At 38.3% G+C, this 20,670-nt stretch carries 15 protein-coding genes; 9 read left to right on the top strand and 6 right to left on the bottom strand.

All coding sequences use genetic code 11. From position 1 onward, the window contains the following. Window positions 1–23: 23 nt before the first annotated feature. The 3 genes from infB to rimP all read right to left on the bottom strand — a co-directional run bounded on the left by infB (window position 24) and on the right by rimP (window position 4,772). Window positions 24–2,696, bottom strand: a complete 2,673-nt coding sequence (gene infB, locus A3Q34_RS15575) for a translation initiation factor IF-2 (RefSeq protein ID WP_070376183.1) — start codon at window positions 2,694–2,696, stop codon at window positions 24–26. Between the two features lie 20 nt (window positions 2,697–2,716). Continuing rightward, window positions 2,717–4,210 carry a transcription termination factor NusA gene (gene nusA, locus A3Q34_RS15570; protein WP_070376182.1) on the bottom strand — a complete coding sequence of 498 codons (1,494 nt, stop codon included), beginning with the start codon at window positions 4,208–4,210 and terminating at the stop codon, window positions 2,717–2,719. Between the two features lie 94 nt (window positions 4,211–4,304). Continuing rightward, window positions 4,305–4,772 carry a ribosome maturation factor RimP gene (gene rimP, locus A3Q34_RS15565; protein WP_070376181.1) on the bottom strand — a complete coding sequence of 156 codons (468 nt, stop codon included), beginning with the start codon at window positions 4,770–4,772 and terminating at the stop codon, window positions 4,305–4,307. A 477-nt stretch (window positions 4,773–5,249) separates the two neighbouring features. On the opposite strand from rimP, the gene A3Q34_RS15560 reads away from it, so the two are divergent. The 8 genes from A3Q34_RS15560 (at window position 5,250) to nth (ending at window position 13,924) form a co-directional block, all read left to right on the top strand. Continuing rightward, on the top strand, window positions 5,250–7,118 hold the full coding sequence (locus tag A3Q34_RS15560; protein ID WP_070376180.1) for an EAL domain-containing protein: 1,869 nt from the start codon (window positions 5,250–5,252) through the stop codon (window positions 7,116–7,118). 156 nt (window positions 7,119–7,274) lie between these two features. Further along, a complete protein-coding gene (gene rsxA / locus A3Q34_RS15555; protein ID WP_070376179.1) occupies window positions 7,275–7,856 on the top strand; it encodes an electron transport complex subunit RsxA in 582 nt (193 codons plus the stop codon). Continuing rightward, window positions 7,856–8,410: an electron transport complex subunit RsxB gene (gene rsxB, locus A3Q34_RS15550; RefSeq protein WP_070376178.1), complete on the top strand. Its 555-nt coding sequence runs from the start codon at window positions 7,856–7,858 to the stop codon at window positions 8,408–8,410. The genes rsxA and rsxB overlap by 1 nt, the downstream gene beginning before the upstream one ends. A 10-nt stretch (window positions 8,411–8,420) precedes the next feature. Then, on the top strand, window positions 8,421–10,793 hold the full coding sequence (gene rsxC / locus A3Q34_RS15545; RefSeq protein WP_070376177.1) for an electron transport complex subunit RsxC: 2,373 nt from the start codon (window positions 8,421–8,423) through the stop codon (window positions 10,791–10,793). Window positions 10,794–10,797: 4 nt separating this feature from the next. Next, a complete protein-coding gene (gene rsxD, locus A3Q34_RS15540; protein WP_070376176.1) occupies window positions 10,798–11,874 on the top strand; it encodes an electron transport complex subunit RsxD in 1,077 nt (358 codons plus the stop codon). Next, window positions 11,874–12,533 (top strand): electron transport complex subunit RsxG, encoded by a 660-nt coding sequence (gene rsxG, locus A3Q34_RS15535; RefSeq protein WP_070376175.1) that lies wholly within the window; start codon window positions 11,874–11,876, stop codon window positions 12,531–12,533. The genes rsxD and rsxG overlap by 1 nt, the downstream gene beginning before the upstream one ends. Before the next feature lie 5 nt (window positions 12,534–12,538). Further along, window positions 12,539–13,246 (top strand): electron transport complex subunit E, encoded by a 708-nt coding sequence (locus tag A3Q34_RS15530; protein ID WP_070376174.1) that lies wholly within the window; start codon window positions 12,539–12,541, stop codon window positions 13,244–13,246. An 18-nt stretch (window positions 13,247–13,264) separates the two neighbouring features. After that, window positions 13,265–13,924: an endonuclease III gene (nth, locus tag A3Q34_RS15525; protein WP_070376173.1), complete on the top strand. Its 660-nt coding sequence runs from the start codon at window positions 13,265–13,267 to the stop codon at window positions 13,922–13,924. Window positions 13,925–13,959: 35 nt separating this feature from the next. Here the strand turns inward: nth and A3Q34_RS15520 are convergent, their stop codons facing one another. Beyond that, on the bottom strand, window positions 13,960–14,781 hold the full coding sequence (locus A3Q34_RS15520; protein WP_231907368.1) for a substrate-binding periplasmic protein: 822 nt from the start codon (window positions 14,779–14,781) through the stop codon (window positions 13,960–13,962). Window positions 14,782–14,948: 167 nt separating this feature from the next. On the opposite strand from A3Q34_RS15520, the gene A3Q34_RS15515 reads away from it, so the two are divergent. Beyond that, window positions 14,949–15,368, top strand: a complete 420-nt coding sequence (locus A3Q34_RS15515; RefSeq protein WP_070376171.1) for a VOC family protein — start codon at window positions 14,949–14,951, stop codon at window positions 15,366–15,368. A 54-nt stretch (window positions 15,369–15,422) separates the two neighbouring features. Here A3Q34_RS15515 and A3Q34_RS15510 read toward each other — a convergent pair whose 3' ends face one another. Further along, window positions 15,423–17,498, bottom strand: coding sequence for a spermidine synthase (locus A3Q34_RS15510; RefSeq protein WP_070376170.1), 2,076 nt, complete (start codon window positions 17,496–17,498; stop codon window positions 15,423–15,425). Between the two features lie 145 nt (window positions 17,499–17,643). Further along, window positions 17,644–20,343: a type I DNA topoisomerase gene (gene topA / locus A3Q34_RS15505; protein WP_070376169.1), complete on the bottom strand. Its 2,700-nt coding sequence runs from the start codon at window positions 20,341–20,343 to the stop codon at window positions 17,644–17,646. Window positions 20,344–20,670 lie beyond the last annotated feature (327 nt).

Below are 20,670 nucleotides of genomic sequence, written 5' to 3'. Positions count from 1 at the left end.
AGTCAATCAGCAATAATCTAAAGTTATAGCGTACGCTTAATTTCTATTGTTTCGAATACTTCAATTTGGTCACCAACGCGAACATCATTGTAGTTCTTAACACCGATACCACATTCAGTACCGTTACGAACTTCTGCAACATCATCTTTGAAACGACGAAGTGATTCAAGCTCACCCTCGTAGATAACAACCAAGTCACGTAATACGCGAATTGGAGCACTACGTTTAATGATACCTTCAGTAACCATACAACCAGCGATAGCGCCGATTTTAGGTGACTTAAACACGTCACGAACTTGTGCAAGACCAATGATTTCTTGCTTGAACTCTGGCGCTAACATGCCGCTCATGGCTTGCTTAACTTCATCAATTAATGCGTAAATAACACTATAGTAGCGTAAATCAATGTTTTCAGATTCAATCACTTTACGCGCAGATGCATCAGCACGAACATTAAAACCAACCACGATGGCATTTGAAGCCGCCGCTAATGTCGCATCAGTTTCAGTGATAGCACCAACACCTGAACCTATGATTCTAACTTTAACTTCATCAGTAGATAACTTAAGTAATGAGTCACTAATCGCTTCAAGTGAACCTTGAACATCTGACTTAATTACAACGTTTACTTCAGAAATTTCGCCTTCAGCCATACTTGCAAACATATTTTCAAGTTTAGCTTTTTGTTGACGAGCAAGTTTCACATCACGGAATTTACCTTGACGGAATAAAGCAACTTCACGTGCTTTCTTCTCATCTTTAACAACAGTCGCTTCATCACCAGATTGTGGAACACCACTTAAACCAATAATTTCAACTGGGATAGATGGACCTGCTGATTGAATATCTTTACCATTTTCATCGCGCATTGCACGAACACGGCCATATTCTAAACCACAAAGTACAATATCACCTTGCTTTAAAGTACCTTCTTGAACCAAGATAGTTGCTACTGGGCCGCGGCCTTTATCTAATTTAGATTCAATAACGACACCACTTGCCATTTTATCAACAACAGCAGTTAGCTCTAAAACTTCAGACTGTAGCAATATTGAATCAAGCAAGTCATCAATACCTAAACCTGTTTTAGCTGAGACATGACAAAATTGAACTTCACCGCCCCACTCTTCAGATAAAACACCGTGTTGAGACAATTCACTCTTAACACGTTCGATATCAACACCTTCTTTATCCATCTTGTTTACGGCGATGATAATAGGCGCATCAGACGCTTTAGCATGTTGAATTGCTTCAACAGTCTGTGGCATAACACCATCATCAGCAGCAACAACAATGATAACGATATCCGTTGCTTTAGCACCACGAGAACGCATAGAAGTAAAGGCAGCATGACCAGGAGTATCTAAGAAAGTGATCATACCATGACCAGTTTCTACGTGATAAGCACCAATATGCTGAGTAATACCACCGGCTTCACCGTCTGCTACTTTCGCTTTACGAATGTAATCAAGTAATGATGTTTTACCGTGATCAACGTGACCCATAATAGTAACAACAGGTGCACGAGTGATTTCGATACCCGTATGATGACGGTCAGCAAGTACGGCTTCTTCCAAGGCATTTTCTTTAACAAGTACAACTTCAAAACCCATATCTTCAGCAACAAGCGCGGCTGTTTCTTGGTCAATAACTTGGTTAATGGTTGCCATTGCGCCTAGTTTGAACATAGCTTTGACAACTTCCGCGCCTTTCTTAGCCATTTTATTGGCAAGTTCAGCAACCGAAATAGTTTCGCCAATGCGAATATCTTGTAATTTTGTTTCTACTGGTTTAGTAAAACCATGTTTTAAGCTGTCAGGTGAAGATAAAGTTTTACCTTTACCGCGACCATTGTTGCGGCCACGAGCATTACGGTCTGCAGGTGCTTTTTTCTTCTTACGGCGACGACCACTTTCATCAGCAGAGTCACTTTTATCTTCAGCTTCTTGAGCATATTTAGAAGAAGTTAAATGAACAACCTCTTTCTCTTTAGCTTTACGCTCAGCTTCTTGTTCTTTCCAGCGCGCTTCATTTTCTTCTGCTAATTTTTTAGCGGCGGCTGTTGCTTCTTTAGCTTCTTCTTCAAGCTTAGCTTTTGTTTCAGCTTCTAAAGCAAGACGAACTTTTTTAGCTTCTTCAGTTTCAGCAATTTTTACTGGCGCTTCTTCAGCAGTTTTTGCTTTCGCTGCGGCTGCTTGCTTAGCTTTAGTTTCGGCTTCGGCTTTTGCCGCTGCTTTACGCTCTGCTTCTGCTTCTGCTTTTGCTGCAGCAACTGCTTTACCATTTTCTGCTTCTTTAGCATCAGCAATTGCTTTTGCTTCAGCAGCTGCTTGAGCGGCAATTTCAGCTTCTGCTGCTACTTTAGCTTCAGCTTCTGCTTGCTGTTGTTCTTCAACTTCGCTGCGCTTAACATAAGTGCGTTTTTTACGCACTTCAACATTAACTGACTTAGCTTTACTGCCATGTCCCATCGTTAACGTTGATTTAGATTTACGGTTAAGCGTCATTTTTAATGGTCCGGCCGTTGAGTCGTCACCATGTTGCTTTTTCAAGTGGTCTAACAATGCTTCTTTTTCATCTTGTGATACGGAATCGGTCGCGGATTTATTCACGCCAGAGTCAGCCAATTGGCTAACTAAGCGGTCCACCGGTGTACCAATTTCTTGAGCAAGTTCTGCTACAGTTGTGTTTGACATCTACTATATTCTCCCGGGAATTATTCTTCGTTAAACCAACAAATATTACGCGCAGCCATAATTAACTCGCCCGCTTTGGTTTCATCTAATTCTTCAATATCGGCAATTTCGTCAACGCCTTGTTCAGCTAAGTCTTCAAGGGTAATTACACCACGACTCGCTAATACAAATGCTAAGTGACGTTCTAAACCGTCTAGCGCTAATAAATCAGCTGCTGGTTCTGCATTTTCAAGAGACTCTTCACTTGCTAATGCACGAGTCGTTAATGCCGCTTTGGCACGTTCACGAAGCGCTTCAACAATATCTTCATCCATACCGTCAATTTCTAACATTTCAGCTGCTGGTACGTAAGCGATTTCTTCTAACGTAGCAAAACCTTCTTCTGCTAATAAGTTAGCAAAATCATCATCGATATCTAAGTTATCTGTAAACAATGAAATAACTTTATCGTTTTCGGCTTGATGCTTCTCGTTCATGTCAGCAACAGTCATCACGTTTAATTCCCAGCCAGTTAATTGGCTAGCTAAACGGATATTTTGACCACTACGACCAATGGCCATCGCTAAATTGCCTTCTTCAACAGCAATATCCATGGTGCCTTTGTCTTCATCAACAATAATTGATGCAACTTCAGCTGGAGCCATAGCGTTGATAACATATTGTGCTGGGTTATCGTCATATAAAACGATATCAACACGTTCACCACCAAGCTCAGTTGAAACGGCTTGCACACGTGAACCACGCATACCAACACAAGCACCTACTGGGTCAATACGCTTGTCATTAGATTTTACAGAAATCTTTGCACGTGAACCTGGATCGCGAGCAGCACCCTTAATTTCTAGCATCTCTTCGCCAATTTCTGGCACTTCTACGCGGAAAAGTTCAATTAACATTTCAGGCTTAGAACGAGTCACTAATAATTGTGCGCCACGCGTTTCTGTTTTAATTTCGTATAACAAACCACGAACACGATCCCCTGGACGGAATGTTTCACGAGGTAACATATCGTCACGATAGATAACCGCTTCTGCATTATTACCTAAATCAATAATGATGCTATCGCGACTGGCTTTTTTAACAACACCTGTCACTAGCTCGCCAATTTGTTCTTGGTAAGCTTCAACAATAAGAGCACGTTCTGCTTCACGAATTTTTTGAACAATAACTTGTTTTGCTGTTTGCGTAGTTACACGGTCAAATTTAACTGATTCAATTTGATCTTCAATATAATCGCCTAACTGCAACTCTTCATTGTCGTACTGTGCAGCTGACAAACTCATTTCTGCAAATGGGTTTTCTGCTACGGCGTCATCGGCAACCACCAACCAACGTCGAAAAGTATCAAATTCACCATTAGTACGGTCAATAGCAACACGAACAATAATGTCACCTTCATATTTTTTCTTTGTTGCTGTTTCTAAAGCGGTTTCCATTGCTTCAAAAATGCTTTCACGGGGTAATGCTTTCTCGTTAGATACGGCATCTACAACCAGTAATATTTCCTTACTCATGCTACTTAGCCTTTTTAATCGTTTCTGAACAGTTCAACTATTTATGTAATGACGTTGAACAACTACGTATTTTTATTTTATTGTTATTATTTGCTTAGCTTTTTTTATTATGATTAAAAACCAAATTGCCTTTAACAATATTACCAAGCACTAATTCATAGTCTTCACTGTCGACCGTTACTACTAAGGTATCGTTTTCAACGGCAGCTAAGCGACCTTTAAATTTGCGGCGGCCGTTTAATGGTATAGATAATTTTACTTCAATAATTTCACCAATCACTGCTTCATAGTGTGGTTTATCGAATAACGGTCGGTCTAAACCGGGTGACGAAACTTCTAAATTAAACTCACTGCCGATAGGGTCTTCAACGTCAAGAATAGCGCCTACTTGACGGCTAACTTCAGCACAATCATCAACATCAATGCCATTCTCATGGTCGATAAACAAACGTAATACTGAGTTATTACCAGCACTAATATATTCAATGCCTAATAATTCCTTACCAACTTCTTCAACAGCAGGACGTAACATGTCTGTTAATTTATGTTCAAACTTAGCCAATCATTTTCTCCAAATAAAATCTTACTTTGTCTTAATGTATCAACATCCAGATACAAAAAAAGGGCTTATAGCCCAGCAATTCTTAAAACTTATCGTGCTGAACAAATGTCCCAGATACGAAAAAGCCCCAATACGCGGGGCTTATTACACTGAACCCACGATGTTGATTTAACCTAGTGACTTATAAAATAAGCCGTCAAATCGATACAACAATATAAAATTATCTTCTAACTTTGCTTTAAGCAATAGCCAAAAAATTAATTTCAGTGAAATATTGTTATATTTAAGCTGGGTCAATTATATAGCGACTCCCGCCGAATCGCAAGCCTAATTAATAGGATAAGCAATAAAACCTTAACTTATAGAGCACATTAATGCCTACATTATATATCACTCTAAATAACAGTAAGTTAGTAATTTTTTATCAAGCATGCTATAAATTGAAGTAGGCCTATTTTTTCAGTAAATCAACTTATTATGTATAGCTATTCTCAATTATTAATGCGCAACGTCATTTTAGGGATGTTTTTTAATATTCTTATTGTTGTTATGGTCAGTTATTTCTTTGCTACCTCACTCTCGAGTAAGCAATTAATGATGAAAAGCTCTATTTCAGCTATTATCGACACATCAGATAAGAGCAACCAATTAGAACAAGTTAAACACTTAGTTAATCTAGCTGATTTTCAATTATTTACCCTACAACAACAAAACGAAGAAATAGTTAATTATAAGGTAGTCAATACAAACCTACTTGTTCCTTATATTTCTCCACCTATAGTCGTATTTACCCACCCATCTAATACAACCGTTAGTTATCAAATAAACAGTAATGATGCCGCGATAATGATCCTTAAAATAATGCTGGTCTCTATTTTAGCCAGCCTTATCATTATTGTTATTGCTTGTACGCTAAGTGTTAAGCACACTAAAAAGCTTGTTTTTGTGGTTAACAACAAAATAAAACAGGGTATTGCTCAAGTTATATCGATGAATAAACTTGAGGCTGGTGATGAAATTATTGACATGCCTGAATTAACTCATGGACTAAAAAAAGTCGAGGCATTACTTTCAGCGCATGTTAACGATGCCAGTGCACTTGAAAAGCAAGCTTATATTGAACCTCTTACAAAATTAGAAAACCGTAATCGCTTTATTCAGTTTTTTGCTAATGATGAAAACCAGGTTGAATTTGGGGTCTTAGCGATAACACGCTGTTCTGAGCTGCAAACTATCAATCAAATACATGGTTACAGTGAAGGTGATAATTATATTTGCAAAGTTGCCGACATTATTAAAAGCGTTACTGCAACCTACCGAGGCGCAAATGTTTATCGGCTTAATAGTTCCGACTTTGCCACCTTGCTTCCTAACGTAACATTAAAAGAAGCAGAGAACGCTGCAAATGAAATATCCAGTAAATTTAACGCTTACCAACAATCATCAGATTTAGATTCAGTTGGCTATACTGGTTTAGTCTATTTCGAGAAAGACAAACCACTTGGCGAATTACTGGCACTCGCTGATACCGGTATCAGTATTGCACAAACTCAACAACTCAATTCTTGGTTTTCGCAAAGCGACAGTGACATTTTACATAGCTCTAGTGCGAATTATGGCAACCAAAATTGGCGTCAAGAGATAGACAGCGTATTAGAAAACCAACGGGTTAAATTACTTGTCCAACCGATAAAACCTAATAGCCGTAACAATAAAGTCTATGGTGAAATTCTTGCCCGCTTTTTAAATTCATCTGATGAAATGTTACCCACCGCTTCTTTTATAGCTATGGCGGAAAAGCTTGATAAAATGACGGCGGTTGACAAAATGATTATTGAAAAAGTGATCAGTGAAATTAAAACAAAAAATTTACATGACCAATTTTTCGGCATCAACATCAGTTCACGCAGTATTCATGACGAACATTTTTTAATTTGGCTTGAACGTCGTTTACTGAAAGAAGCAACTATTGCTGCAAAATTAATCTTTGAGATAACGGAATACGGCCTCCAACAAAACATTAAAACCAGTAAGCGTTTTATTGATATGATCCACAGAGTCGGTTCTCGTATTACTGTTGAGCGTTTTGGCGTGGGTTTAACCTCTTTTAAATTTTTCCGCGACCTTAAACCTGACTTTATTAAAATGGATAGTACATATACACGTGATATTGATGATGATAAAAACAACCAGTACTTCATCAGATTAATGGTCGATCTTGCTCATCGCCTCAGTATCACTGTTCTAGCTGAAAGTGTTGAAAGCCAAGAAGAAAAGTTTACTTTAGAAAAATTATTTATCGATGGTTGCCAAGGTTTTTATTTAGGAAAGCCTGAAGCGATTTAATTGAGTATAACTTAAAGCTAAACGTTCCATGTTAATAAAGGCCAAGCATGGCAAGAAGATAGTGCATATGCAATAAAAATTAAGGCATTGAGCGGTTGTCATCTGGCTAATAAAGTCGGATAATAGCGTGAATTATCTCATAAAATTAATTTTCAAATGACAGATTATCTACTGCTGTTAGTTAGCACAGTATTAGTCAATAACTTTGTTCTCGTAAAGTTCCTAGGTTTATGCCCATTTATGGGGGTGTCTTCACGTACTGAAACTGCAATCGGTATGTCATTTGCCACCACCTTTGTAATGACTATTGCTTCGTTACTCAGCTACATCGTAAATACCTATATTCTTACTCCTCTGGGACTCGAATATCTAACGACTATGATGTTTATTTTAGTCATCGCTGTAGTTGTACAATTTACGGAAATGGTCGTACATAAAACCAGTGCCAACTTATACCGTTTACTGGGTATTTTCTTACCTTTGATTACCACTAATTGCGCAGTATTAGGTGTAGCTTTATTAAATATTTATGAGCAACATAATTTTCTTGAGTCGATTGTTTATGGCTTTGGCGCGGCTGTCGGTTTTTCTCTTGTACTTATTATGTTTTCAGCGATGCGCGAAAAACTTGCTAATGCTGATATCCCAAAACCTTTTAAAGGTTCCGCTATCGCTATGATAACCGCTGGCTTAATGTCACTTGCCTTTATGGGTTTCACTGGTTTGGTGAAGTTGTAATGACCACCCTATTAGCAATACTAGTACTTGGCTGTATGGCGTTAGTCTTTGGCGCCATTCTTGGCTTTGCCTCTGTAAAATTTCACGTTGAGGGCGATCCTCTTGCCGAGCAGGTTGACGCTATTTTACCACAAACGCAATGTGGCCAATGCGGTTACCCTGGTTGTAAACCTTATGCAGAAGCAGTCGCGAACGGTGAGGCTATTAACAAATGCGCACCTGGCGGCGAAGATACCATCAAAAAAATAGCAGACTTAATGGGGGTTGAACCACCACCTCTTGACGAAAATCATGATACAGACAATTCTCCTAAAGTTGCTTTTATTATTGAAGAAGACTGTATTGGTTGTACTAAATGTATTCAAGCTTGCCCTGTTGATGCAATCTTAGGTACGACCAAACAGATGCACACTATAATAGCCGACGAATGTACTGGCTGTGACTTATGTATAGACCCTTGTCCGGTCGATTGCATAATAATGATACCTATCGCTAAAACACCACAAAACTGGCAATGGGATCTTAATAATATACCTGTGGTACAGCTTGATTAGGTGAGGATTCGTGGGATCAGTTATTGAACGTATAAAGCGCGCTAATTTTTGGACTTTTCATGGCGGTATACATCCACCAGAACAGAAGTTTTTAACCACTGATAAGCCTATCAGAGCGGTTAGCATACCTGAACAGCTAATACTGCCATTACAGCAACACATAGGTATTGCCGCAGATTTACGGGTAAAAATAGGCGATAAAGTACTTAAGGGCCAAGCACTCACCCAGAGTATGCATCCTATGGCTGTTCCTATTCACGCTCCTACGAGTGGCACTATTACTGCCATTAAAAATGCCGTTATTGCTCATCCCTCAGGCCTAAGCGAATTATGCTTATTTATTAAGCCAGACGGAGAAGATACATGGCAAGAACGTCATATATGTACTGATGTAAGTAAATTAAGCCATAATGAAATAATTGATAAAATTTCTTCAGCCGGTATATCAGGTATGGGCGGTGCTGGTTTTCCTACACAAGTTAAAATAAGTACTAGAGACAAAATAAAATTCCTTATTATTAATGCCGCTGAATGTGAACCTTATATTAGTGCTGACGATTTATTAATTCGTGAGCACAGCCCATCAATTCTTGATGGCATTAATATACTTGACCGTCTTCTTTCACCTGAACATATTCTGATTGGTATTGAAAATAATAAACCTGAAGCGATAAAAGTACTTCAGCAAGTAACGGCTGATAATGAAAAAATTCAAGTGTGTGTAGTACCAACTAAATATCCTACTGGCGGTGAAAAACAGTTAATTCAAATATTAACGGGACAAGAGGTTCCTTCAGGCGTTTTCCCTAGCTCTCTGGGTATTGTTATGCACAACATTGCCACTTGCTTTGCAATAGCTGATGCGGTAATAAACGATATTCCATTAATAAAGCGGGTGGTTACTGTCAGTGGCCAAGCTTTACAGAAGCCACAGAATGTCTGGTCATTACTCGGCACTCCCGTAGGTTTTTTACTCGAACAATGTGGTTACCCCAATAAAGATAAAAAGCATATTATTATGGGTGGTCCAATGATGGGCTATAGCTTACCCACAGATCAAGTTCCCGTTGTAAAAACAACCAATTGTATACTTGCACCGAGTGAGCAGGAAATATCATCACCTTATTCAACCGGCACAAAGGAGGTTGAGTGTATTAGATGTGGCCAGTGTAGTGATGTCTGCCCCAGCCAATTGTTACCACAAGAGTTACAATGGAGCGCTAAAGCAAAAGATCACCAACAGCTTGATAAATTAAACTTATTTGATTGTATTGAATGTGGTGCTTGTGCCTACGTTTGTCCGAGCCAGATCCCCTTGGTGCATTATTACCGAGTAGCAAAATCTGAAATTCGTCAACAAAAACAACTTGATATAAAAGCTGATCATGCAAAGGTAAGATTTGAAGCACGAAAAGAGCGTTTAGCCAGAGATAAAATAGCACGAGAAGAAAAGCACAAAGCAGCAGCAGCAGCACGTAAAGCGCGGATGAACTCAGGTACCAGTGAAGCAAAAACAGAAAAATCAGCCGTTGCCGACGCGTTAGCTCGAGTTAAAGCGAAAAAAGCTCAACAAACCCAAGGTAGTGAAAATATTACTGCACAGACAGTAGCACCACCGGCAGAAAATGAACAAAAAAGTCAAGTGAGCGCAGCTATCGCAAGAGCGAAAGCGAAAAAGCTAGCCGCTCAACAAAATACGACAACTTATAAATCAGAGCCACAAAGTGCGCTGGGGGATGTTCCCCCCGCTGTTGATGATAAAAAAGCTAAAATTGCCAATGCTGTTGCAAAGGCGAAAGCTCGTAAACTTGCTGAAAAAAATAAGGATAGCGCAGATAACAGCGACTTAGCCCTTGATAATAACATTGTCATTGAAGCAGACGCACAAGCGAGCCAGGCTGATATGGTCATTCCAGCTGATGATAAAAAAGCTAAAATTGCCAATGCTGTTGCAAAGGCGAAAGCTCGTAAACTTGCTGAAAAAAATAAGGATAGCGCAGATAATACCGACTTAACCCTTGAGAATAACATTGTCATTGAAGCAGACGCACAAGCAAACCAGGCTGATATGGTTGTTCCAGCTGATGATAAAAAAGCTAAAATTGCCAAGGCGGTTGCAAAGGCGAAAGCCCGTAAGCTTGCTGAAAAAAATAAGGATAGCGCAGATGATAGCGACTTAACCCTTGATAATAAAATTGTTATTGAAGCAGCCACACAAGCAAACCAGGCTGGCATGGTCGTTCCAGCTGATGATAAAAAAGCTAAAATTGCTGCAGCTGTTGCAAAGGCGAAAGCCCGTAAGCTTGCCCAGCAACAAGCAAAATCGACGGCTAATCCTAGCGAAGAAAAAACTAACAAACCCGTAAAATCAGAGTTGACGTAATATTATGGCCTTTTGGATAGCAAGCTCACCACATAATCATGTTCAAAGTGAAACATCATCAATAATGCGTATGGTTATTTACGCTACTATTCCTGGTGTATTTGCCCAGTGGTATTTTTTTGGCTGGGGTAATTTAATCCATATATCACTCGCTGTTTTCACCGCATTAATTGCAGAATTTACCGTTTTATCGTTACGAGAGAAAAATATCAAGGCGCAACTATTTGATGGCAGCGCTATTTTAACCGCGGTATTACTGGGGATCAGTTTACCTGCCATAGCGCCGTGGTGGATCACTGTTATTGGTGTATCTTTTGCCATTATTGTCGTAAAGCAGCTATATGGTGGTCTAGGTCATAACCCTTTCAACCCTGCAATGGCCGCTTATGTCATGCTATTGATTTCATTTCCGGTACAAATGACATCCTGGTTACCGCCACTTGAACTAATGACTTTACCGTTAAATTTTGTTGATACACTCTCTGTAATTTTTAGTAGCTTTACTATTGATGGCTATTCTGTTGAACAACTGCGAACACATGTCGATGGTTACACTATGGCAACTCCCTTAGATACGGTAAAAACAAACCTAACTCTGGGCTTAAACATTGCAGAAAGTATGACAAGCTCTGTCATTGGTGAAAATTTTGGCGTGGGCTGGGAATGGGTTAGTGCTGGTTTTTTACTGGGTGGTTTATTCTTAATAAGCAAAAAAACAATTCATTGGGCAACCCCCGTTAGCTTTTTAGCAAGCGTATTTGTTTGTTCATTAATTGCTTTTTTATATAGCCAAGATACTAACGCTTCAACACTCTTCCATTGGTTTAATGGTGCATGTATGTTTGGTGCATTCTTTATTTTAACGGACCCAGTTTCTGGCGCTACCAGTATTAAAGGCCGAATCGTTTTTGGCGCATTAGCAGGCTTTTTAGTCTTTATTATTAGAAAATACGGTGGTTACCCTGATGGTGTCGCGTTTGCAGTGCTAATTTGTAATATGGCTGCTCCACTAATAGATCAGTACACACGCCCCCGTACTTATGGGCATAATATTTCATCAAGTAAAGCAGGCAAAGAATAATGGTCCTTTCTCTTACCAGTGCAGTCAGTAAAAATGCCAGGATCCTCGCTTTATTTGCTATTGCTTGTACGGCAATTGTTGGCGTGGTTCATTCACTCACCAAAGATCAAATTATCTTGCAGCAACAACAAGACTTATTGCGTAATTTAAACAGTATCATTGCTAAAAATAGCTACAACAATGTTATCTATAAAGACTGCTTCATTTTACCTAACGAGGCATTAGGCACAGTTAACCCACCAAAAGTTTACCGGGCAAGAAATGATAATAGCCCAGTTGCTGCGGCAATTACCACCGTTGCGCCAGATGGATACAGTGGCAATATAGAGCTTATTGTTGCCATCAATATCGATGGTAGCATAAGTGGTGTTAGAACATTACAACACCAAGAAACGCCTGGATTGGGCGATAAAATTGAAGAGAAAAAAAGCGATTGGATCAATAGCTTTACCGGTAAAAAGCTTATTGATAAAAATGATAATCGTTGGTTAGTAAGAAAAGATGGCGGCATGTTTGATCAATTCACAGGCGCGACAATAACCCCACGTGCTGTAGTCAAAGCAGTGCGTAAATCAGTCAATTATTTTAACGCTCACCAAGATGAATTATTTGAAGCTGCGAGTAATTGTTCAAATCAAGATGTTGCTAAGGGAGCTTAATCGTCATGAAAATTAACGATGAATATAAAGAATTAGCTTGGCAAGGTTTATGGAAGAACAATCCGGGTATAGTACAACTATTAGGATTGTGTCCATTATTAGCCGTAACATCGACCTTAACAAATGCTATTGGTTTGGGCTTAGCGACCTTATTTGTTCTTATTTGTTCAAATACTACCGTATCGGCAATACGCAAATGGGTACCTAAAGAAATTAGGATCCCTATTTTTGTTTTAATTATTGCTTCTTTTGTTACCTGTGTACAGTTATTGATGAATGCCTATACTTTTGGCTTATATCAATCACTTGGCATATTTTTACCCTTAATTGTTACTAACTGTGCCATTATTGGTAGAGCGGAGGCATACGCCTCTAAAAATCCAATTAAACAAGCAAGCTTTGACGGTTTAATGATGGGTTTAGGCTTTTTATTAATATTAATGTTGTTAGGTGCAGTAAGAGAAATACTTGGCCAAGGAACGCTATTTGATGGCGCTAATTTATTACTTGGCGAATGGGCAAGTATATTACGTGTTGAAGTTTATACCCTAGATAGTCAATTTTTACTCGCAATACTACCTCCAGGTGCTTTTATCGTTATGGGCTTATTTATAGCTTTAAAAAACGCCATTGATGATCGAGTAGCTGCCGCTAAGCCTAAAACAGAAAGTAAGGAAATTGCACGAGTTCGTGTCAATTTTGATGAAAAATAATAATAAAAGAATAACGCCATGAATAAAGCACAACGTTTAGAAATATTAACGCGGTTACGAGACAATAATCCACACCCAACGACTGAACTTAATTTTTCTTCACCTTTTGAGTTGCTTATTGCTGTGCTACTTTCAGCACAATCGACTGATGTTGGTGTTAACAAAGCCACAGCAAAACTTTATCCTGTTGCTAATACCCCTCAAGCTATACTTGATTTAGGACTTGATGGTTTGAAGTTTTATATAAAAACAATTGGTTTATTTAATACTAAAGCGGCAAACACGCTAAAAACATGCCAAATGTTAGTTGATTTGCATAGTGGCGAAGTCCCCAAAGAAAGAGCGGCACTAGAAGCCTTACCTGGGGTCGGCAGAAAAACAGCAAATGTTGTTTTAAACACCGCTTTTGGCCAACTAAAAGATAATGAAGGTAAGTACTTTATCGCTGTAGACACCCATATTCAAAGACTGGCAAATCGTACCGGTTATGCGAAAGGGAAAACAGTTGAAGAAACTGAAAAAAATATTATTAAAAACACACCAAGAAAAACAGAGTTTTTTTATAACTTACATCACTGGTTCATTCTTCATGGTCGTTATACTTGTATAGCAAGAACACCCCGTTGTGGTTCTTGTATAATAGAAGATTTATGTAGTTTTAAAGAGAAAACCAGTTAATTCGTTCTCGGTTATTACCTGTGTATAGCCGTTAGTTATAAACTTATATACTTCTCGTATATCCTTAAAAACTCACCACTTTCCTTGATTTTAATTAATCCAAAATTAAAATCATCTCGAATTTTTTTATCTCTAAATACGGGACGATAATCCATGGGTTTATCGATGGTAAGTTTGTGCTCAGTAATTTCTTGGCTATCTAGACCATGCATTAAATTAAGTTTCTTGACAAAATATCTAAAGATATAACGATCACTTACCACCACATCATAGCGCCCAAAGTACAGTAACTTAACTTGTGTTAATTGGTCGCTAACACCATAAAACCTACTGTCTTCTTTTACTTTTTTAAGCCATTTAGGATAACGCTTATCTGCTCCTTGAAAAGAGACCACATTCAACGAATCTAAATCTTTAGGCCTTTTTAGTACAATATCTTTATTCTTTAGAGTAATAAATACATTATCATAGATAACAGCGGCCTTGGCATAAAAACCGCCTTGTGATTTTAAGTTTACCCCCATATCTCCCATGACTGCATTAACTAAATTATTGGTGAAAGCATAAGGAATTCTTCCTAATGGAAAGTACATTGGCTTTAACGTATGGCCTTTATGAGCTAAGGCGGCCTTAATAATATCTATTTCGATTCCACTATTATCATCTTCAAAAATATAAGGAGGAATTTCTTTACTAAAAGCCATTGATACTTCTGTAGCTTGGCTAATAATAGGTAATAGAAGACTACAGACAATCAAGCTATATTTGAGTGGTATTATTTTTATCATGTCATTAATTTGTTGTAATATTGTTAACAGGCCACATAAGAATATAAAATAAACTATTGATAATGTCATTTTATTTTTCAGTGGGTGTATTTACTGATATTCGGTTTTAATTAGCATAGTAAATAAAATACTTTCTGTTTATATGATCAATTAATTATTATCTAAACAACAAATGAAGTTTTTGCTGTTTGTCAGTCATTACTTTTTATTAGCCAACAATACAAAACAGGTACAAAATGAAATTTTTACACACAATGGTTCGCGTACATGATTTAGATAAGTCACTCAATTTTTATATTAATCAGCTAGGACTCATTGAAACAAAGCGTGTCGATGTACCCAAAGGCAAGTTTTCGTTGATCTTTCTTGCGACAGAAGTTGGCGGCCCTGAAATTGAACTAACCCATAACTGGGATTCTGTAGAAGAATATACTGTTGGCAGAAACTTTGGTCATTTAGCCTTTGAGGTTGCTGACATATATAAAACTTGTGCGGCGCTAATGGCATCAGGCGTTGTTATTAATCGTCCGCCTCGTGACGGCCATATGGCTTTCGTAAAATCTCCAGACGGCATATCTATTGAGTTATTGCAAAAAGATGACGCATTAGCCCCTCAAGAGCCTTGGTTGAGTATGGAGAATCAAGGGAGCTGGTAAAGTAACGGCTTAATTATCTTGTCGATGACATTCACTCGACAAGATAATGACTAATTACTTGAGTACTGATAATAAATCACTGTGATCATCGGTCCATATTATACGACTCTTTTCGCCAATATTTGGCATTGGCCAGGCACTCGCGTATATTTTAATGCGCGCATCATTCAGAAAAAACTCATTATTTGTTACTAGCACCCACTGAACATTATGTTCATTTTCTTTATCGGCTAGCGTTTCTACATAAACAATTTTTGTATCTAATACATCGGCTAAACCACGTACTAACGGTATTAAATTCAGGTGTGAATTAGAAATGTGTATCGCTAATACGCCATCCTTTTTTAGGTGCTTAAAATAAAGCAGCAATGCTTCTTTTGTTAATAAGTGCTGTGGAATGGAATCACCCGAGAAGGCGTCAATGACTAAGGCATCAAACTGTTGACTCCCAGAATGTTCAAATTGTTGCGTTAAGCTAACCCGACCATCACCTAAAACCACTTCAATGTTGGCCGCAGAATCTTTTAAGTAACTAAAATAGTTATTAGCGGCAAAAATAACCGCAGGATTTAATTCATAAAATATATAGTGGTCAGTTTTATTACCATAAGCAGCTAAGGTACCTGCGCCCAAGCCAACAAATCCGGCATTTATATTTTGAACACTCCCCTCTTGTACTCTTTGCTTGGTCAGTTGTTCAAGAGTAAGAGCAACACCGGTATTTTTTCTATAGTAGCTTAATGGCTTTTTTTCATTGCCTTTTTCTAGGGATTGCGTGCCGTGTGATGTTGTTCCATCAATCAAACGACGTTGCACTTTATTATTAATTTCTACATCTTTAACACTTAAAATACCGTAAAAATTGCGTTCACTTGCCACATTAGTCTTAACAAAAAGCGTATTAAGATAAAATAATCCCACGGTAAAACTGACGGCTAAAATAAGATTAGTTGCCACTAACCAAGTTTGTGTTTTTATTGCCGTATTTCTTTGTGAATAAATACTCAAAGCTAAAAGAACAAAGACACTCATAATAGCTAAAGGAAATTCTAAGAATTGATCAAAGATATTTTGCGCAATAAAAGCAACAAAGGCACTACCTAAAAAGCCCCCCAGTGACATAAACAAGTAAAACAAAGTCAAATGCTGAACTTGCGGTTTTAAACGTGCTAATTCCCCATGACAAATCATACATGCACTAAATAATATACAAGCGTAAATAACAACTTGCGAAATAATATCGAGTTGAGAGCCAATAAAGTACATCAACAAAGCTAAACAGGCCGTGAGTACAAATAGCGCAAACCAATATTCTCTGACATACCACTTTGAGCTATGAAAACTAATAATAAAAGTCAGTAGGTATAAACACAGCGGCACTATCCATAAAAAAGGCACAGGGGGAATATTTTGTGTCATCGCATTGGTAGACGCCACTAATAAAACAACACCAACCATGGCTAATGCTATCCATAAAATCTTATCCAACAATGTGGTTGTTATGACGCTTTTATCCAACGCTTGCTGGGTACTTTGCTCAACAGAAGTAAAACTTAACTTTGACATTTTCAATAATAACGTTACCAGTAGTAACGCATAACAACCATACCCGAACGTCCAATAGTTTGATTGTTGAGTTGTTGTTAGCAGCGGTTCAAATAGAAAAGGAAAACTGATTAACGCCAGCAAAGAACCTACATTGGATAATGAATACAATTGATAAGGGAGTTTTCCTATTTCGATATAAGTTAACCATCGCTGTATTAACGGACCCGTTGACGACAAAATAAAATAAGGTAACCCTATCGATACGGTTAATAACAGTAGGATATTTTGAAGTGGCGAACTTGTCTGTGAAATATCAGCCCAATCTTGAATGCCAATAGGAAGAAATAACACACTGACAAGCAGAAAGACCGAGTGAATAATTAATTGTTTTTTGACAGATTTAACTTGTGTTAAACAGTGAGCGTAAAAATATCCTAATAATAGAAAAGCTTGAAAAAATAATAAACATGCAGTCCAGACGGCTGAACCACCGCCAAAATATGGCAAAATCAATTTAGCAATAAGGGGTTGTACTTGGAATAATAAAAAAGCACTTAAAAAAATAATCGCCAGATATAGCATTTAATATATTTCTCTTAATCGTCAAACTAACTAGCTAATTGCTGGTCACGCTTTTGTTATCTAATGAGGGCACTTTTTTAATACCCTTCATCATGAACATAAAAAAAGCGCTACACAGCGCTTTTTTTATTTTAAGCTAAAGGTATTATTCAGCTTTTGGTTTTGCCTTAGCTTTTGGCTTTGCTTTAGCTTTGGCTTTGGGTTTTACTTTTTTCTTTGCTTCTTCAACCCATTTACCCTCAACATACTTTGCATTCCAGCCCGTTGCTTTAGGTTTTGCGCCATCGGCTTCAGGTGCAAGTTCAGTCATTACATACTGTTCTTTGGTTTTACGACTATAGCGCACAACGGCTAAGTTTCCGTCAGGATCCTTAATAGGAGCATCGGCTAAATAATAAAATTTACTCGATATTCTGTCTCTAAAACGCTGTAGCTCTTCAACTTTAGGTGCACGTGTTTCTCTTGAGCGCGGAAAAGTGTTCGCTGCCAAGAAAATACCCGCGGCGCCATCACGTAAGACAAAGTGTGCTTCTGATTTTTCACAAAGTAATTCAGGTAGTTGCACAGGATCTTCTTTTGGAGGAGCCGCTTCACCACTTGCTAGTAACTTACGTGTATTTTTACATTCTGCATTGGTACAATCAAAATATTTACCAAAACGGCCTGACTTAAGCTCCATTTCAGCCTCACAACGATCACATTCTAAAATGGGACCATCGTAACCTTTTATTTTAAACTCGCCGGTCTCAACTTCAATACCATCACAAACAGGGTTATTACCACAAACATGTAGCTTACGCGTTTCGTCAATTAAATAACTGTCCATCGCAGTACTACATTTATCACAGCGTCGCATGGCACGTAATGCATCAGTTTCTTGGTCTTCCACTAATACACTGACCGCTTCTTCGCCAGAAGTAAGGTTCATCGTTTGCGTACAGCGTTCTTTTGGCGGTAAAGCGTAACCAGAACAACCTAAGAAGACGCCAGTAGAAGCAGTACGAATACCCATTTTTCGGCCACAGGTCGGACAATCAATATCTGTTAATACCGGTTCATTATTACGCATGCCACCTTCTTCAGTAGGCATATCAGCTTGGCTTAACTGTTTAGTGAAATTTTTATAGAAACCGTTAAGGACATCTTTCCAATTAGCTTTACCCTCAGCCACTTCATCAAGCTCTTGCTCCATGTTGGCGGTAAAATCATAATTCATTAAGTCTTTAAAACTTTCAGATAAACTGTCAGTAACAATTTCGCCCATTTTCTCGGCGTAAAAACGTTTTTTATCTAAGCGAGCGTAACCACGGTCTTGAATAGTAGAAATAATTGACGCATACGTTGATGGGCGACCAATTGAACGCTTTTCTAATTCTTTTACTAGTGATGCTTCACCAAAACGAGCTGGTGGTTTAGTAAAGTGTTGCGCTGGATTTAACTGCTCTAGGGTTAATACTTCACCAACAGATAAATCAGGTAAATGCTTGTCATCACCTTTTGATAATTGCGGATGGACTCTTGTCCAACCGTCAAATTGCATGACGCGACCTTTGGCCTTTAAATCAAAGCCTGAAGCACCAACAGTAATGGTACTAACGGTATAGCGCGCAGCTGTCATTTGACAAGCAACAAACTGTCGCCAAATTAGGTCGTAAAGCTTCTTAGCATCGGCTTCAATGCCTTCCATAAATGCAGATTCTATTTTAACATTTGATGGGCGAATCGCTTCATGGGCCTCTTGTGCACCCGACTTACTGCTGTAAACTTTTGCTTTTTCAGGTAAATAATTTTCACCAAAGTTTTTAGCAATATAACCACGACACATTTCAACCGCATCTTTACTTAGATTGGTTGAATCGGTACGCATATAAGTGATATGACCTGCTTCGTATAAACGCTGAGCTAAACCCATAGTACGCTTTACGCCAAAACCTAATTTAGTACTTGCTGCCTGTTGCAGTGTCGACGTAATAAAAGGAGCAGAGGGGGTACTTTTTGACGGTTTATCATCACGTTTATTTACGGTATAGGCTGACTTTTCTAAGCTTGATAATGCTGTTTTCGCATCTTTTTCGTTGGTCGGCTTAAATGCTTTACCATTTTCGTGGGTAACATCTAATGGAAAATCTAAACCAGAAGCGGTTTTTGTGTCAGCGGTAATTTCCCAAAATTCTTTCGGGTCAAACGCTTTAATCTCACGTTCTTTTTCAACAACTAATTTAACAGCTACCGACTGTACGCGACCGGCAGATAAACCACGGGCAACTTTTTTCCACAATAATGGGCTAACCATAAAGCCAACAACACGGTCAAGAAAACGTCTTGCTTGTTGAGCATTCACACCAGGCATACTTAATTCGCCGGGTGTAGAGAAGGCTTGCTGGATAGCATTTTCAGTTATTTCATTAAAGACAACACGTTTAAATTTGCTTTCATCGCCGCCAATAATTTCTTTTAAGTGCCAGGCAATCGCTTCTCCCTCGCGATCCAAATCGGTTGCGAGATAGACAGTGTCGGCTGAACCGGCAAGTTTGATTAGTTCAGCAACAACTTTTTCTTTGCCTTCGAGTATTTGATAATTTGCTTCCCAATCGTTTTCAGGATCAATACCCATGCGGTTAACAAGTGCTTGCTTATCTCGTTTAGCTTTATATTTAGCTTTCGCTGCAGGTGCCATTTTTCTGACTTCAGCAGGAGATTTCGCGGCAACTTTTTTACCAGTACTACTGTGAGGAAGATCACGTACATGACCGACACTAGATTTCACAATAAAGTCTTTACCAAGATATTTGTTAATTGTCTTCGCTTTGGCTGGTGATTCGACAATAACCAGAGATTTTGCCATATATATATACTTTCCTACGTCACTGGCTATTTTTTTTGCCAGTATAATTACATTTCGGTCAGAACTGTCTAAAAATTAGCCGAGCAACTCATTTTTAGCACAAAAAAACCATAAATCATTGAAATTAGAATTCCTATTAGATATATCGGTAAATAAGCAAGCTGACAAGTTATTATTTTTAATAACATCGCCTAATTGAGCTATTTTCGTTATAATGGCGTCAATATTTCGGTATGACTATTATAAAAACTTTCCTGCCAACGATAATTTAATTCTATCTTAAATTCAATTGTTGCCAGTCAAAAACCTATATCACCGTGTAAAACA

Origin of the sequence: Colwellia sp. PAMC 20917, assembly GCF_001767295.1 — a bacterium.
Classification (GTDB): domain Bacteria; phylum Pseudomonadota; class Gammaproteobacteria; order Enterobacterales; family Alteromonadaceae; genus Colwellia_A.
This window is presented reverse-complemented; position numbering and strand designations above follow the sequence as displayed.

Bases quoted from the DNA above. Each gene is read 5' to 3' on its own strand.
- nusA (WP_070376182.1), bottom strand. From the start codon at position 4,210: ATGAGTAAGGAAATATTACTGGTTGTAGATGCCGTATCTAACGAGAAA.
- A3Q34_RS15530 (WP_070376174.1), top strand. From the start codon at position 12,539: ATGAAAATTAACGATGAATATAAAGAATTAGCTTGGCAAGGTTTATGG.
- nth (WP_070376173.1), top strand. From the start codon at position 13,265: ATGAATAAAGCACAACGTTTAGAAATATTAACGCGGTTACGAGACAAT.
- rsxD (WP_070376176.1), top strand. From the start codon at position 10,798: ATGGCCTTTTGGATAGCAAGCTCACCACATAATCATGTTCAAAGTGAA.
- rsxB (WP_070376178.1), top strand. From the start codon at position 7,856: ATGACCACCCTATTAGCAATACTAGTACTTGGCTGTATGGCGTTAGTC.
- rsxA (WP_070376179.1), top strand. From the start codon at position 7,275: ATGACAGATTATCTACTGCTGTTAGTTAGCACAGTATTAGTCAATAAC.
- topA (WP_070376169.1), bottom strand. From the start codon at position 20,343: ATGGCAAAATCTCTGGTTATTGTCGAATCACCAGCCAAAGCGAAGACA.
- A3Q34_RS15520 (WP_231907368.1), bottom strand. From the start codon at position 14,781: ATGACATTATCAATAGTTTATTTTATATTCTTATGTGGCCTGTTAACA.
- A3Q34_RS15510 (WP_070376170.1), bottom strand. From the start codon at position 17,498: ATGCTATATCTGGCGATTATTTTTTTAAGTGCTTTTTTATTATTCCAA.
- A3Q34_RS15515 (WP_070376171.1), top strand. From the start codon at position 14,949: ATGAAATTTTTACACACAATGGTTCGCGTACATGATTTAGATAAGTCA.
- infB (WP_070376183.1), bottom strand. From the start codon at position 2,696: ATGTCAAACACAACTGTAGCAGAACTTGCTCAAGAAATTGGTACACCG.
- rsxG (WP_070376175.1), top strand. From the start codon at position 11,874: ATGGTCCTTTCTCTTACCAGTGCAGTCAGTAAAAATGCCAGGATCCTC.
- A3Q34_RS15560 (WP_070376180.1), top strand. From the start codon at position 5,250: ATGTATAGCTATTCTCAATTATTAATGCGCAACGTCATTTTAGGGATG.